General features: G+C 67.0%; 14 protein-coding genes and 4 pseudogenes. 10 read left to right on the top strand and 8 right to left on the bottom strand.

What is annotated here, in order from left to right; genetic code table 11:
* Positions 1 to 152: 152 nt before the first annotated feature.
* A complete protein-coding gene (locus ACZ4VW_RS25415; RefSeq protein ID WP_467966170.1) occupies positions 153 to 572 on the bottom strand; it encodes a hypothetical protein in 420 nt (139 codons plus the stop codon).
* Positions 573 to 665: 93 nt separating this feature from the next.
* A pseudogene (locus ACZ4VW_RS25410) lies at positions 666 to 799 on the bottom strand (IS110 family transposase); the annotation flags it as partial.
* A gap of 284 nt (positions 800 to 1,083) precedes the next feature.
* On the opposite strand from ACZ4VW_RS25410, the pseudogene ACZ4VW_RS25405 reads away from it, so the two are divergent.
* The 4 genes and pseudogenes from ACZ4VW_RS25405 to ACZ4VW_RS25390 form a co-directional block, all read left to right on the top strand.
* A pseudogene (locus tag ACZ4VW_RS25405) lies at positions 1,084 to 1,158 on the top strand (hypothetical protein); the annotation flags it as partial.
* 445 nt (positions 1,159 to 1,603) lie between these two features.
* The gene (locus ACZ4VW_RS25400) at positions 1,604 to 2,725 is read left to right on the top strand and encodes a polymorphic toxin-type HINT domain-containing protein (RefSeq protein ID WP_467966168.1); all 1,122 of its coding nucleotides are present in this window, start codon (positions 1,604 to 1,606) and stop codon (positions 2,723 to 2,725) included.
* The gene (locus ACZ4VW_RS25395; protein ID WP_467966492.1) at positions 2,685 to 3,182 is read left to right on the top strand and encodes a polymorphic toxin type 27 domain-containing protein; all 498 of its coding nucleotides are present in this window, start codon (positions 2,685 to 2,687) and stop codon (positions 3,180 to 3,182) included. The genes ACZ4VW_RS25400 and ACZ4VW_RS25395 overlap by 41 nt, the downstream gene beginning before the upstream one ends.
* 77 nt (positions 3,183 to 3,259) lie before the next feature.
* Positions 3,260 to 4,015 carry a DUF6193 family natural product biosynthesis protein gene (locus tag ACZ4VW_RS25390; RefSeq protein ID WP_467966166.1) on the top strand — a complete coding sequence of 252 codons (756 nt, stop codon included), beginning with the start codon at positions 3,260 to 3,262 and terminating at the stop codon, positions 4,013 to 4,015.
* Positions 4,016 to 5,135: 1,120 nt separating this feature from the next.
* On the opposite strand, the gene ACZ4VW_RS25385 is transcribed toward ACZ4VW_RS25390, so the two are convergent.
* The 3 genes from ACZ4VW_RS25385 to ACZ4VW_RS25375 form a co-directional block, all read right to left on the bottom strand.
* Positions 5,136 to 5,306 (bottom strand): hypothetical protein, encoded by a 171-nt coding sequence (locus tag ACZ4VW_RS25385; protein ID WP_467966164.1) that lies wholly within the window; start codon positions 5,304 to 5,306, stop codon positions 5,136 to 5,138.
* A gap of 164 nt (positions 5,307 to 5,470) precedes the next feature.
* Positions 5,471 to 5,821, bottom strand: coding sequence for a hypothetical protein (locus tag ACZ4VW_RS25380; RefSeq protein ID WP_467966162.1), 351 nt, complete (start codon positions 5,819 to 5,821; stop codon positions 5,471 to 5,473).
* Positions 5,822 to 5,861: 40 nt separating this feature from the next.
* Positions 5,862 to 6,536, bottom strand: coding sequence for a hypothetical protein (locus tag ACZ4VW_RS25375; protein ID WP_467966160.1), 675 nt, complete (start codon positions 6,534 to 6,536; stop codon positions 5,862 to 5,864).
* A gap of 473 nt (positions 6,537 to 7,009) precedes the next feature.
* On the opposite strand from ACZ4VW_RS25375, the gene ACZ4VW_RS25370 reads away from it, so the two are divergent.
* From ACZ4VW_RS25370 to ACZ4VW_RS25355, 4 genes are all read left to right on the top strand, one after another.
* Entirely contained in the window at positions 7,010 to 7,402 is a 393-nt protein-coding gene (locus ACZ4VW_RS25370) for a hypothetical protein (protein ID WP_467966159.1), read from the top strand.
* Positions 7,403 to 7,702: 300 nt separating this feature from the next.
* Positions 7,703 to 7,939, top strand: a complete 237-nt coding sequence (locus ACZ4VW_RS25365; protein ID WP_467966157.1) for a hypothetical protein — start codon at positions 7,703 to 7,705, stop codon at positions 7,937 to 7,939.
* Between the two features lie 647 nt (positions 7,940 to 8,586).
* Positions 8,587 to 9,444, top strand: coding sequence for a hypothetical protein (locus tag ACZ4VW_RS25360; RefSeq protein ID WP_467966155.1), 858 nt, complete (start codon positions 8,587 to 8,589; stop codon positions 9,442 to 9,444).
* A 205-nt stretch (positions 9,445 to 9,649) separates the two neighbouring features.
* Complete coding sequence (locus tag ACZ4VW_RS25355; protein WP_467966153.1) at positions 9,650 to 9,916, top strand: hypothetical protein; 267 nt, start codon at positions 9,650 to 9,652, stop codon at positions 9,914 to 9,916.
* An 84-nt stretch (positions 9,917 to 10,000) separates the two neighbouring features.
* On the opposite strand, the gene ACZ4VW_RS25350 is transcribed toward ACZ4VW_RS25355, so the two are convergent.
* Both ACZ4VW_RS25350 and ACZ4VW_RS25345 read right to left on the bottom strand, forming a co-directional pair.
* On the bottom strand, positions 10,001 to 10,396 hold the full coding sequence (locus ACZ4VW_RS25350; RefSeq protein ID WP_467966151.1) for a hypothetical protein: 396 nt from the start codon (positions 10,394 to 10,396) through the stop codon (positions 10,001 to 10,003).
* Positions 10,397 to 10,429: 33 nt separating this feature from the next.
* Positions 10,430 to 10,540 (bottom strand): annotated as a pseudogene (locus ACZ4VW_RS25345) (IS5/IS1182 family transposase); the annotation flags it as partial.
* Between the two features lie 34 nt (positions 10,541 to 10,574).
* Between ACZ4VW_RS25345 and ACZ4VW_RS25340 the strand changes: the two are divergent.
* Positions 10,575 to 11,120: a GrpB family protein gene (locus ACZ4VW_RS25340; protein WP_467966149.1), complete on the top strand. Its 546-nt coding sequence runs from the start codon at positions 10,575 to 10,577 to the stop codon at positions 11,118 to 11,120.
* A gap of 40 nt (positions 11,121 to 11,160) precedes the next feature.
* On the opposite strand, the pseudogene ACZ4VW_RS25335 reads toward ACZ4VW_RS25340, so the two are convergent.
* Positions 11,161 to 11,997: pseudogene (locus tag ACZ4VW_RS25335) on the bottom strand (IS5 family transposase).
* A 1,299-nt stretch (positions 11,998 to 13,296) separates the two neighbouring features.
* Between ACZ4VW_RS25335 and ACZ4VW_RS25330 the strand changes: the two are divergent.
* Entirely contained in the window at positions 13,297 to 13,698 is a 402-nt protein-coding gene (locus tag ACZ4VW_RS25330; protein WP_467966147.1) for a tetratricopeptide repeat protein, read from the top strand.
* Positions 13,699 to 13,880 lie beyond the last annotated feature (182 nt).

Below are 13,880 nucleotides of genomic sequence, written 5' to 3'. Positions count from 1 at the left end.
GAAGTGCGGCGCTCCGGCTGGCCACCCGGCGCCCCTCCCCCACCGCTGGCCGCTCTTGCCCATTCCAGAGGTACCCGCAGCCGCCGATGCGGCTGGCCACGGAGACTTCTCAATGCCAGTGTCGAGCCGATGGGGGTGCTGTTCAGACGAGGTTATGCCGCTGGTTCAACGCTCACCGCGACGAATCGTCTTCGAAGGTGAACCGCCAGAATCTCCATCTCGACGAGCGTGCCGATGAGACCGGTCTCGGCAAGTTGCGTGGCCTGCACTCGTGCTTCGCCCAGGGACAGTTCTCGCACATTGCGAAGGGCCTGCAGCACGGGAGCAAGGCTCAGCAAGTCTCCAGACAGGCGAAGCCGTGCCGCCCCGTGCACTTGCAGCAGAGCTTGTCGAATGTCCTCGGGTGTGACGGATCCGCTGTCCTGCTCGCACCACCCGTTCAGGCAGTCTGCGCATCGTCCTTCGGTGCCCCAGCAGAGCATGCCGTTGTCGAAGAACTGACCGACATCGCAGGTCGTGGTGCCTCCGCAGACACTGCACCGGCCTGTGACCTGTACTCCTTGCGTGATCACAGGGGCTCCTCAGCGTCATCCGTCCATGCTGACGGCATCCTCCTCGAAAACTCGGCTCTCGTCGATCAGGTTTGCGATTGACGAGAAGGCATATGAGGCGGTTGCCATCGGTGGCGTGAGTTCGTAGTGCCGCTGGTCTCGGAGAAGTGCCCACAGCACGTTGACCCGTCGCCGGGCCAGCGCCAGGACTCCTGGGAGTGCCTCTTGCCCTCGGCCCGTTTGCGGTCGTCCGGACATGCCAGCCGCGGGCGTGGAGCCCTGATTCCAGGCGGGCTGCGATGTCGACCATGGGGGCGGGGTTCTGGGTGGCGACGTCGAGATCCTGGCTGACACGCTTGACCGGCCCGTGGGCCTGGACGGCGTAGCCGCCGGCGAGGACCAAGGGGTAGTCGGAGCCGATCTCGGTGACGGCGGTCAGCAGCCGCCGGTGCAGGTTGGTGAAGATCACGCAGCAGTACGTCCGGACGCCGCGGTAGCGAGTTCGGGGAAGGCGTCCTCCCAGACATCGCGGATGTGCCGGCTGATGAGGGTGCGCAGCAGAACGCCCGAGGTCCAGTCCGCCGCCCGGATCGCCCTGGCCGGTCCCGACAGCGAACTGATCACCTTCATCGAATCAGGCCAGTACAGGGCCAAGCGCCGCGACCAGCTCAACGCCGCTCACGTGGCACAGGTCAAGGAAATCATCGCCTCCGCGAGCGCCGTGTCCGCTCGCGCATTCTACTCCGCGTACGAAGCGGCCAAGACTGCCGCGACCGCCCAGGGCTATGCCGAGCAGGCCGCCGACTACGCGACCAAGGCCAACCAATCGGCCACCCAAGCCACTGACTACGCCAACCAGGCCAAAGCCTCCGCCAACGACGCTGCCACTTCCGCCGCCACCGCCAGCAACGCCGAAGCACGCGCCAGCAGCAGCGCCAACAACGCAGAAAGTTCCGCCTCCTTCGCCAAAGCGAGCGCGCTGGTCGCGACCGACTATGCCAGAAGCGCCTTCCAGGCAGCCGAGCTCACGTTACTCCGCCATCAACGCGGGCATGAGCGCCGAGCAGGCACAGTTCAAGTACCAGCAGGCTCTCGACCGATACGAGTACGACCAGTACCAGCAAGCAGCCGTGCAACAACGCATGCGCGACCAGGAAATGGCGCGGCGTGCCACACTGCTGAAGGCCGGGAACGCACTGCTCCAGCTGCTCTTCAACCGCGAGCGGCTACCGCTGGGCACCCAACTGGACATCACCCACATCGGGCTCGACGTCCTGGGCATGGCCCCCGGATTTGGCGAGCCGGCCGATCTCGTCAACTGCGGCCTTTATGGGGCAGAGGGCATCGTCGACCTCTTTGTGCTCACCGGCCGGGAGGGAATGTGGCAAGACGCCTCCCTCTCCTGCGCCTCAGCCGTGCCCTTCGCCGGATGGGCCACGACCCCGTCCAAATGGAACCGTTACGGGCTTAAGTACGGTCCCGAAGCACAAAAGCTCTTCGAGGCCATCGCCAAGATCTGGAGAAACGGCGGAGACTGCCTGGTCCCCACCCATAGCTTCCCGGCCGGAACCCGAGTGCTGATGGCCGATGGCTCGACCCGCCCAATCGAGGAGATCGTGGCCGGTGACATGGTCGAGTCCCTCGACCCGGTCACGGGAGAAAAGGGGCCGAGACAGGTAGAGGAGACACGCAGGACTCCCGACGACCGCGACTTCACCGAGATCACTCTCCGCGCAGCTCAGGGCGGCGGAACGCTCACGACGACCGACCATCACCCGTTCTGGTCCGACAAGCAGCGCCGCTGGGTCGACGCCAGAGCCCTCAACCCGGGCGACCACCTCGTCACGGCCGACCGCAGCGTCGCGCAGGTAGGCAAAGTCCGGCACCGGAAATCCCTCCAGCCCGCCTACGACCTCACCGTCAACGACATCCACACATACTTCGTGCTGGCCGGAAAAACGCTGGCGCGCACGCGCGCCGGTCAGAGACACGGATCAACCGGAATGGACCGCGTTCTCGCCGACGACAGGTCCCCAGGATCAAGCTCCTCAAACGCGTGGGCTACGGTCACGCGAACCTCGACCTCCTTCGGCGGCGCGTTCTTCCCGTCCTGGTTCACAACACCAAGATCGGCTGCCTGCTGGCCGACGGCGACCACCTCGTACTCGGCGTAAACAAAATCCCCACCAGCGGCGACGAGCTCGCCGCGGCACTCAACAACAGGGATGGGGGAAACCGCTTGTCCCTCAACAGCGAAAAGTTCTGGGGGATCCCAGCAATGCGGACCCGAATAAGCCCAACTGGATGGTTGCCGCCCAGGAGGCCGCGAGCAACCCCCGAATCAGACTCGACATCTCCCTCGACGGGCTCCGGGACAGAAACAACGAGCCCTTCGACACTCCCGCCGAAGCCCTCCGAGCCACAGTGGCACGCGGCCGGACCTACACGGACCCAGTAACCGCCCGGCAGCCTGGAAACCAGACGGCCTGGGAACTGGCTACCGTCATGAGGGCGACCGTCCTCAACGGGGATCGAGGGTGGGAAACCATCGACTTCTACTGGAAGGGAAAGAAGCTGACCCCAGACGAACTGCCTCCGCTGGACTGGAGGACCACAGCCGGCGGCCGTTGATCCTTCACCGGGTGGGGCAGAATCCCTGCCCCACTCGGCCACCCGACCTGCGATTACCGACGAAAGACGCACCCAACATGTCCCACCCAATCGAGCAGTACGGCCCCACGCTGGACACAACTGTGTATCCGGAACTCGCCGCCGACGCGGGAGCACCCGGCGCCGGCCTGCTCCGGGCAGCCACGACGGCGGGACTCGCCCTCCCGGTCGTAGAGACCACAGAGTGGCCGACGGCACCACACGGCCCCGTCACCCACATCATCGACGCCGACCGCGGTCAGATCGCCATCGAGTTCAAGCGCGCTCAGCGCGACATCCGCATCTCATGCGCGATGCCATGGATGGGTGTGGCGGCCACGGGGAGCATCGACTCCCTGCGTGAAGCTGCGGAGATGATCGACGCGTGGCAGCAGCGGACTCCCCTCACCTCTATGAGCGCCACCTGGCCTCGACTTGAGGTCGATGCTTTCGCGCAGGCTCACGAGGAAGGGCGGGCCGTCGAGTATCAATGGGATCAGGTACGCGCACTGCCCAGTACCACCATCAACCCGGCGCTCGTGGACGAGGCCTATCACACACCCGCGCTCCGGGGCCTTTTCCCGATCGTCTCCCACGGCTCCCTGTCATTCAGCCGCTGCACACTGTCGCCGTACTCCCACGACATCCCGACCGTGATGCCCGACCGTGGAGCCTGGCGCGTGGGCAGTCCGCAGGCCCAGCTCTCCACGTACGTTGCGGCTTCCACACCAGCAGAAGCTATCTCGCTCGTCGTGCAAGGGCTCCCCCCGAACTGCGGCAGGGCCGTCCAGGGAAGCCGCAGCGCTTTGTCGTAACAGCGGCTCTGACCAGTGACGAGTGCCTGGCCAGCGATCTCTGAGTTGACTGGGTGGACGGATTTCCGTTCACCCAGTCAACTGAGCCGGCGTTACCCTGGCCGACCGTCTCTGGGTCAGGTCGTTGGTCTCGTACGGCCACTTCGGGTTCGTACAGGTTCACGTCCTCGTATCCGCGCCAGTGCGGGTGGGGGGCGCGAGTGACGAGTTGCGGATGACGTGCAGCGCGAACCTGTACACCCCGGCGGGGGATCCCCACCAGCCGGGGTACCAACGGCCGCCACCCGCGGGGCCTGCAGGAGCCTAACCGGTCAGGGGCTAATTCAGGTTGCTCGGTCATCGCCTGGAAGGCGCCGCGGCGTCTGGGCCGGTTCGGTGCCGAACGCGGCAAGCTGTTCGGCCGCTGCCTGGGCGTTGAACCCGGTGCTTCCGGCGCTGCTCATGTGCGTTGCTTGGGGTGGACGGGTCGGGCGCTGCCGGCGCGCATGCCGGCTTCGACGATGAGGGCGTTTCTTCGGGGTTGGTGGGGTCGTGCGAGCGCGGCGACTTGGAGCAGGAGGTCGCGGGATTCGGCCTCGCCGAGGTGGCTGGCCTGGGCCGGCCCCCGGCGGTGAATGGTGGCGGCGTGGAAGCCGTGACACCAGCCACTTGGTGCGTGGCAGGGGCAGAGGTGTGGCGGAGCAAGTCCTCGGGATCGAGCCCGCCACCGAGAACGAGAAGCCGCAGCCGCGCCGTACACAAACCGAGAAATGGGCCAGGAACTACGCCGCCGCCCGCCAGTGCTACCAACGCGAAGGACACCTCCAAGTCCCTAGCAATTAGGTCGAGACCATCACCGCCGACGCCGACAGCGACGGCAACGGCGACAGCGAGGAGGGCCGGGAGCGGCGGGAGGTACCGCTGAAGCTCGGCGCATGGAGCAACAACCAACGATCCCTGACCGCAACACTCACACCCAAGAGGGCGGAGCAGCTGTCCAAAATCGGAATGCGATGGATATAACCGTACGGACAAGGCAGCGGCGCCAGCCACCCCCGCCAATCGCCGTCACCGCGCTCGCAGCCGACGATCGGCTCGGCTAGATCAGCCTGTGGCAGCGAGCGGGCGACTGCGCGGCCGATCAGACCCGCTCCACCAGACTGCGAGCCCGCGGCGGCACCGGCCGCCAGGCCGTCGCCGTCCTGGCCCACGCCGTCACCACGCCACGCACCAGCTGGCGCATCATGCGCACCCCAGCCACCGAGACGCAGGCGCCGGTGCCGGCGCCCGCCGCGACCCCGGACTGGGTCACCTCGCGAAACAGCGACGCTGAAGGAGCCCGAGGTGTCCCGGCAAGCCAGCCCCGCGCGGCCAGACGCTTCGCCTTGGGCCGCACGCGCCGAACCGAGGACACGCGAACCGCCGCCTGACCGGGAGGTCCGAGAGCACCGGCCCCGGCCTGCACGCGGCGGCGTCCTACGAAGGCGCGTTCCCCGCCCCGCCCTGCTGCCGCACCCGACGCCTCATGCCTCGGGCAGGGACCGCGACCCCGATCAGGACTGGGACCCCCGCGGCGATCCCGACCCAGAGAACGAGCGCGAGGTAGCCGTAGGCGGCGTTCCGCGTGTCCTGGTCCGCCCATACGAGGAAGACGATGCTCACAACGAGCGCGACTGCCATGAGGGCGGCGACGACGACGGCGATCCAGGTGAGAACGCCCGCCCACCGCCGGTAGGAAGCGGTGACCTCACGGGCCTGCGGTGGCGCGTACATGCCGGGCGCACCGGGCGGCCGGGGCCAGTGGGAGGGAGGCTGCTGGTCGGACATGGGACCAGTTCTACTGTGCGCGGCCCCGGGGCACCACCCTTCACTTCTTCATGGCGTCCCACCTGATGGAGCTGAAGCTGCGCACCAGGGCGACCAGCGCGGCCCCGAGCCGCCAGTCCAGGTCCGATTCGTGCAGGTGCAGCTTGTCGCCACCGGACCTGAACTCCAGGGGCATCCTGCCGCCCGCACGCCATCGGATGCGCCGGGGGCCGCGCGCGGCACCGCCCTCGTTCCCCGGGATGCCGTCGAGGATGGAGGCGAGGACGATCAGCACCATCAGGGGCAGGCACAGCCACCACACGAACCACCACACGATCCGGCCCTTGTAGCCCACCGCATCGGGGCCGCCGGGCGGGGTCACGGTCCAGCGCGTGCGAAGGCCCCTGCCTCGGAACGCCTTCTCGCGCACGATCGTGCCGATGTGCTCGCTGTGCGCGCTGAGGACCTGGAAGGTGGCGACACCGCCGGCGGCGGACTGGGTCATCACCGTGGCCACCCGCTCCCGGCGGTGTTCGTCGGCCCACAGCACGAAGGCGCGGGCGCCGCTCTTGCGGGCCGCGAGATAGGCGGGTATGCCTCCCGGCGGCAGCTCGCGCTCCGGGTACGCGACCACGCGGGCCGGTCCCGAACCGTCGGAGAAGTCGATCGAATCCCTGACCGTCCCCGGGGCCTGGACCCTTCCCCGGACGCTGTTCATACTCAGTACGTTGCTCACCCGGCGGGCTCCTCAAGGCTGCTAAGGGGGTGCGTCCAGCTATCAGTTGCCTACTCTATGGGCTGGATCCGGTCGGCCGGATCGGGTCGGCCGGCGGCTGACCAGCGGGTCCGCCGAGGGTGGCTCTACAGTGCGCAGGAGCGGGGGCCGGAGCCGGTGTCAGTGGCTCCGGCCCCGCTGCTTGCTGGCGGAGGGTCAGTTGTTCTTCTCGGGCGGGCGAGGAGCGAGAAGAACGCGTCGCGGTCGTCGGTGCTCAGCTTGCCGTCCAGGGCGAGGGCCTGGTTCAGGGTGTAGAGCGTGTCCTGCGCAGGGATGTTCCACCTGGTGTGCGCCTCGTACGCGATGTCGCCGATGCAGTGGTGAGCGGACTCGGGGTGTGGCGGATGAACCAGTCGAGCATCTTCGCGACGGAGCGCAGGACGTAGAGGTGCCGCCGTTCGGCGTCGTCGGGGGCTTTCTTGAGGTTGCGGTTCATGTCGATGGCTTCGGTGAAGTCGTGGAGGATCGCGCCGCGGACGGTCGCGCTCAGGATGTCGGTGGGCAGGATGCGGTCCAGGCTGACCGCGGTCCCACGCGAGGGTGTCGGCGACTTCGCGGACGGATTCTTCGTTGCGGGCGCGCAGGACCCACCGCTTCCGGACGTCCGGCCGGTCCCACAGCCGACTGTGGAAGTCGGCGGCGAAGTGGTCGCGGATTTCGGCGGCCCCGTGGGAGATGTTGTCGCGGTTGCCGGCGGACATCGTGGCCTTGATGCCGTCGTAGGACCGTCGGCGTGCCTCCACCCAGTCATCGGCGACGACCCGCGCCCGCTGGTCTCGGCCGCCGTTGTGTGTCCATGTCCGGCAAGGCGTTCGCGACGACACTGACCGTCATCAGCGCTGTACTCGCGGTGGTGTTCACGGTCGTCAAATGGCTCCCCGAAACCTGACCTCCACCCCCATGTCGTTCCCGTGCCGCTGACGGTAGGTGTTTAGTTCAGTTGCCTCAGCAGGCGCCTCCCTCTGCTGGTCTGGGAGCAGTGCGTTCAGGACAGCGAGGTCGGTTTGCGGGACAGCGGGACCACTGGAAAGCCAGCCTCGACGCGGCCTACGGCGGCTGCAACACCCGTGCCGAGGTGCTTCTTGCCGAGGGCCAAGCTCAGCCGACCGTCTGGAGCTGTCCGTTCGGTGGTGGCGGAGACCGCCGACTGGCGCGGGCACGCCAGCATCGCCGTTATCGAGCAGCAGCAGCGCCGCCAGCTCCTCGCCGAGACCCAGCCCGACCTCCACCGGACCGAGACCCTCGCCCGCCAGGTTGCCGCAGACGCCCAGCAACGCCAGCAGGCCGCCGTACGGGCCCAGCATGAGGCGCCCGCCGCGTCCCCGCCCGTGCCACAGAACCGGGGGCCCAGGACGAAGATCTGACGGCCGGTGGGCGCCCCACCTCATTCGCTCCGGCGATCCGAAAACGACCGCGCGCTCCCCCGCCTCTCCAAGGAAGACGGCATGGTTGAGGCGAGCGCCTAGCGTTTTCGCGTGGTTGGGTCCGTTCACGCGGACCCGGCCGAGGATGAGGTCGGCCAGCAGGCGCGCGGCCGCCTCAGAAGCGTCGGCACCGACCCTCCTGCCGATTCCCATCCTCATGGGGTGCCGCTTGAGCCATTCGCGTGGTGTTGGCCGACACCTAGCGAGGGCGAGTGTCGGTGTCGACTCCGGATGGCTACTGTCCGGGTGACAATGAGGAGGTCTGGGATGCGACGAGCGGTCCATCGTCTGAGGCTGGTCGGCGTGTTGGTGGCGTGTTGTCTATCCGTCGTCGGCTGCAACGGGGATGACGGTGGGGACGAGCCGTCGGCAAGCCCATCGCCGGAAGCAACCACCGAGACCAGCACACCGGCAACCGATCCGCCGGACGCGCCAGTGCCGACCGACGGTCCTGGAGATACCGAGCCGACGGGTGGCGGAGACACCAACGTTCCACCGCCCCCGCCGCCTCCCAGCGGCCCGAAGCCGACTCCGGACGGCAGCGGTGGGGTTCCGACTGATGGCATCACCCCAGGCGTCGCCCGACCGTGACGCTACCGGACAACGGCCGGAGAGGTTCCGGTCGCGAGGTCGACCCGGCGGCGATCTTGAAGCTGGTCGTCGCGGAGGCGTCCTTCATTGCGGCGCTCATGTTTTACGTGGGGCTCATCTACACCAACCGGTACTATCGCAATTTTCACCTTTCTCCCTCCTCCCTCGGCTTCGGGTTCTCCGAATACGTGGTCGAGAGTCTGCAAGTTCTGTCGCGCCCGGTTCTCGTCGCCGTTGTCACCCTGCTTCTGCTCACAAGTGCACCGCACTTCATCAGGCGTCTGCCGCTGACCAATCGCCTCCGGCGACGTGTCACGGCCCTGTGGGCCACGGTGGCCGAGCAATATTGGTTGGTCGTCGCAGCCGGCCTCGTGCTCTTCCTGTTGTGGCCGCGGATCGAGCCCTCCTGGGCCGCCCCGGCCACCGTGGCCGCGGGTCTGCTGCTGGGGCAGAGCAGGGCCGCATTGCGGGGTAGAGGCCAGGGCCTGATGGACAGGGCGGTACCGCTCTTCACCGCTCTGGCGTTCCTCCTCCTCGCCATCACGCTGCTTGCCGCGCAGCTCGGCGATCGCGAGGCCAAGCAAGCAGCGCAGCATGTCGTCCGCTGGCCAGGGGTCGTTCTCTTCAGTACCGAGCGCCTGAGTCTGACCGGACCGTCCGGACTCAAGGCCGATGATCTGGGCCCGGGTACGCATCTGCGCTACCGCTACACGGGCCTGCGGTTGCTCATCGAGCGCGACGATCACTACTACGTGGTGCCCGTGGGGTGGAATGCGGCAACCGACTCCGTCTACATCTTCCGCGAGAATGACACGACGCGGATCGAACTGACGCCGGGCGTCAGATGGACCTAGAAACCGAGGACAACTGACTACCGTGACTCTGGAGCCTTAGGCGCAATACCGTTGACCTTGAGTCGTGTTGGTCGGCTCGTGCGGCTGGCGGCGAGAGCCGTCGGCATGCTGATGCGACTGTCGAGTACAGCTAGCCATTGTGCGGCGCGCTCAGGCCCAGGCCGCCGGGGCGAATCGCCGCGCCGGCGACGGATCCATCCGCGATGTGCTGGACATCCTGTCCGGGAAGCTGAAGGGCAACCGGCCGCTGTTCGACTTGGCCCACTGGGGAGGGGAACCGCGCGTCCCTGCCGCACGCCTCCGAGAGGTGGTGGCGTGGCTCGTCGAGCATGAGTTCCTGGCGCTGGCGGGCGACGTGAGGCTTGGCAGACAGCGGGGCCGGATCGGAATCGCAGCGATCCGTAAGCGTCTCAAGGGCAGCACAGAAGTTGGGCCAGAGCCCGAGTCCGGGAGGCACCCGCCGCTGACTTGATGGGTACATGTACCCCGGCCTGCAAGCGCCGAGCGTTGTGAACCGTGCTGCCGAGATCGTCACCAGCTGTAATTAGACGTCATCTCATTTGGTTAGGTGTCGTCGGATAAACGGTGCCGTTCCCAGGACGAGTACGGTGAAGACGGTCAGTCGTTGAAGGCCAGGCTGAGCGGCGAAGCTGCTGTGCTGGATGCCGTAGACCGCGTACCAGTTGGCGGCGAGGTCGGTCGCCATGATGGCGCAGGCGAGGTCGGTTCCTGGGCGTTTCCCCCTGATCAGGAACACAGCGGCGAGCGTGTCGAAGAGCGCCAGCGACGACCAGTAGAGGTTGAGCCAGCTCGGTGCCCAGGCGTAGGGGTGCAGACCGTGGCTGAGAAGATCGGCTACATGCGCGGAAGCGCCGACGAAGAGCAGCACGGCCGCGATCACGCAGACCGAAATGACCGCCCAGCGCGGGGTGTGGCGCATCCATCCGATCACGCTGTGGATCGTCCCATTTCCGGGCGCTGCCCGTCAGGCCGCCAGCGTGCGATAGCAGATGAGAGCGGCTGTGATCCCGGCGAAGGCCGGGAAGTGCTCGGCCTTGCGCTCGTAGAGGCGGTGCAGGCGGCGGCAGCCGCACATCACGGTTGCGGCAAGCCCTGCAACACTTCTCAGTATGGGAGAGCCAGTCGAGATCACGCCCTACGACCCTGCCTGGCCGGCCATGTTCGCCAAGTGGGGCACGTGCCTACGTGTCGCCCTCGGTGATGCTGCGGCTCGTATCGACCACATCGGGTCCACCTCGGTGCCAGGATTGGCGGCCAAGCCGGTGATTGACATCCAGATCTCAGTGGCATCGCTGGAAGGGACGGATGCATTCCTGCGCCCGCTGACAGAGATGGGGCTCGTGTACCGGGCGGACAATCCCGAACGGACCAAACGATACTTCCGGGAACCTCCAGGTCAGCGCCGGACCCACGTGAACGTGCGGCAACTGGGCAGCTTCTCACAGCAGTTCCCACTACTGTTTCGCGACTACCTCCGGTGCCACACGGCTGCCGCGAACGAGTACGCGGCAGCCAAGAAGCACTGCGCAGTCAAATTCCGCAACGACCGTCCCGGCTACGTCCAAGCAAAAGATGCCTTCGTATGGGCCATCATCCGACGCGCTGACGCCTGGGCCCAGCACACCGGCTGGGCTCCCGGTCCCAGTGACGCCTGACCAACCCTTCCGATCACAGTCGAAGCCAGGGACGTCGGAGTTACGAGACAACCCTTACGGCAGAAGTCACCTCATTCGGTGAGTTGAGCCTGCGGTAGCAGATCAGGGTGCAGGCGATGCTGGTGAAGGCGAGGAAGTGCTCGGCCTTGCGTTCGTAGCGTCGGTGGAGGCGCCGGCAGCCGGCGAGCCAGGCCATGGTGCGTTCGATGGTCCATCGGTGTCGTCCGAGCCGCTGAGAGGATTCGATGCCTTTGCGGGCGATGCGGTGTCGGATACCTCGGCCGGAGAGCCATCGCCGCAGGTGGCGGTAGTCGTAACCCTTGTCGGCGTGAAGCTTGCCTGGCTTGCGTCGCCGTCGGCCGCGGCGTGAACGGATCGGGGGGGATGCCCTTCACCAGCGGGATCAGGGCCTGACTGTCGTGGAGGTTGGCGCCGGAGATCCCGACGGAGATGGGCAGACCGGTCCGCTCAGTGATCAGATGGATCTTCGACCCGTACTTGCCCCGGTCGACAGAATTCGGACCCGTCAGCTCCCCCTTTTCATCGCCCGCATGTTCACCGAGTCGATCGCGCAGCGCGACCAGTCCAGCTTGCCCCGGGCGCCGAGCTCGTCGAGGACCAGGCGGTACAGCTTGGCCCAGACCCTGGCCTTCGACCACTCAGTGAACCGGCGGTGGGCCGTGGCCCCGGAAGGCCCGAACGACGCGGCGGGCAGTTGCTGCCACGTGCACCCGGAGGTCGCCACGAATACGATCGCAGCCAGCACCTCACGGTCACCATGCCGACGCCGGCCACCACCCTGAGGCCGCGAAGGAGCCTCAGGCACTACCCGCTGGAACAGCTCCCACAGCTCATCCGGCACCGGCCGCTCAACGATCCCCGCCACATCCCACAGCCTACCGAGCCAATTGAGATGGCTTCTTAGGCTGGCGACTGCGGCCGCCCGTAGGACCCTGCCTACACAGCGGTATCGGTGGGGGTTCCGTCCCGCTCCGGGAGCAGCTCGGGCATCCCCTCCACCAGCACCACGACGCCGATTACCTCACCGGTCTCGGAACGGCCGCCCCACACTGGGTAGGCACCGTCCCCGGTCGTCGCGGGTGTCGTGGTGCAGGGGGCGCGCTTCATGCGAACTCGAACTACAACTAGCCGTCCATGGCCGATAACCTCCCGGTCCCGGCCACCCGGGAAATCCTGAGTGGCCTCCATGTCGGCATTCTCAGCGTCGCCCAAAAGGATGTTGTGCGATTGCAGTACAGCGGTGAAGGGCTACGGGCTGAGCGCGTTGCGATCCGTTTACTCCGACCGGCCTCGCCTGCGAGGGCACTCCGCGGACGAGGTGAGGCCTGTTAGTCGTCTTCCGGGGCAGACGGCCCGGTGTGGGCGAGGTCGAGGACGTATCGCTCGGGGGTGGGGCATGCCGCCCAGGCTTCGGTGACGGCTTCAGGAGTCCACTCGTCGTCGATCCGCTGCAGGATCTGCGCGTAGTAGTCGCTGGCGGCTTGGCGTCCACTCCACCAGGCGATCCCTTCGTAAACGCCTGGATTCCGCTGCCGGAGTTGTTGTCGTTGTCGGCCTGAGCAGGGACCGCCATGCCGACAATCGCGAGCGGCAGCCGATTCGGATGCGGTGGAACTTATCGAGGCACCGTTGCGGGTGATTCGACAAGCCGCAGAGACCGGATCCGGCGCTGTTGGGTTCAGCCGCTGGTACTGACCTCCGCTTCCTGCGGTTCAGGAGCAGGCGCTCACGGACTGCCGAGAACGCGCCGCCGAAGGAGGTCGAGGTTCGCGCGACCGTAGCCCACGCGTTTGAGGAGCTTGATCCTGGTGGCCTGTCGTCGGCGAGGACGCGGACCATTCCGGTTGATCCGTGTCTCTGACCGGCGCGCGTGCGTGCCAGATGCCGAAGACGGCGTTTCCCCCTCCACCGACAGGCAGAGGGGGCAGTCGGAAAACGAGCCAGCAGGTCTGGCACCGCCGCCGCAGTGATCCGCTGTTGGTCACCTGGATCGGTGGATCGTCCTTATCCACCGGTCCAGGGAGGGACTGATCAACTTGGCACCATCCTGGTGCCCGAACTCCTGCAGCAGCTTCGACGCCTACCCGCCCAACCTCGCTGCCTCCCTGATCAACCTGTCCAACCGGCTGGGTGACGTGGGGCGATGGGAGAAAGATTGGCCGCCAACGAGGAGGCCACCAGCCACTACCGCGTGCTGGCCGAAGCCAACCCTGGCACCCACCTGCCCGACCTCGCCATGTGCCCGAACAGTCTGGCCATCCGCCTGGGTGAGGTAGGGCGGCGGGAGGAGGGCCTGGCCGCTGTCGAGGAAGCCACCAGTATCCGCCGGGCTCTGGCCGAGGCCAACCCCGCCGCGCACCTGCCCGGCCTCGCCCAGTCCCTGAACAGTCTGGCCATCCAGCTGGGTGAGGTGGGGCGATGGGAGGAGAGCCTGGCCGCAGTCGAGGAAGCCATGGGGATCCGCCGAACTCTCGCCGAGGCCAACCCTATGGCCTTCACAGCCGGTCTCCGAAGATCTGTGGAAGTGGCAGCCTGGCTCGAAGTCGTCGGACCATAGTCCAGTGGCCAGCGTGCAGACCCGGCGCCTGTCCCGGAAAAGGCCCCGCACCGCCAGCTGGACAAAGAAGAACCGGCCCGCCAGCTGACTAGGTTCTGTCTCTTTGACTTCATGTCGATCGGGCCACGTGCGAGGGTGGTGGCCATGCCGCAGCTTGGTCACCGCCTCCGGTCCTTGAGATT

The organism is Streptomyces sp. NPDC029139 (genome assembly GCF_055564335.1).
Note: the sequence above shows the minus strand (reverse complement) of the source record. Positions and strands in the feature narration are given on the sequence as shown.

Bases quoted from the DNA above. Each gene is read 5' to 3' on its own strand.
- ACZ4VW_RS25380 (WP_467966162.1), bottom strand. From the start codon at position 5,821: ATGTCCGACCAGCAGCCTCCCTCCCACTGGCCCCGGCCGCCCGGTGCG.
- ACZ4VW_RS25390 (WP_467966166.1), top strand. From the start codon at position 3,260: ATGTCCCACCCAATCGAGCAGTACGGCCCCACGCTGGACACAACTGTG.
- ACZ4VW_RS25370 (WP_467966159.1), top strand. From the start codon at position 7,010: ATGTCGATGGCTTCGGTGAAGTCGTGGAGGATCGCGCCGCGGACGGTC.
- ACZ4VW_RS25400 (WP_467966168.1), top strand. From the start codon at position 1,604: ATGAGCGCCGAGCAGGCACAGTTCAAGTACCAGCAGGCTCTCGACCGA.
- ACZ4VW_RS25340 (WP_467966149.1), top strand. From the start codon at position 10,575: ATGGGAGAGCCAGTCGAGATCACGCCCTACGACCCTGCCTGGCCGGCC.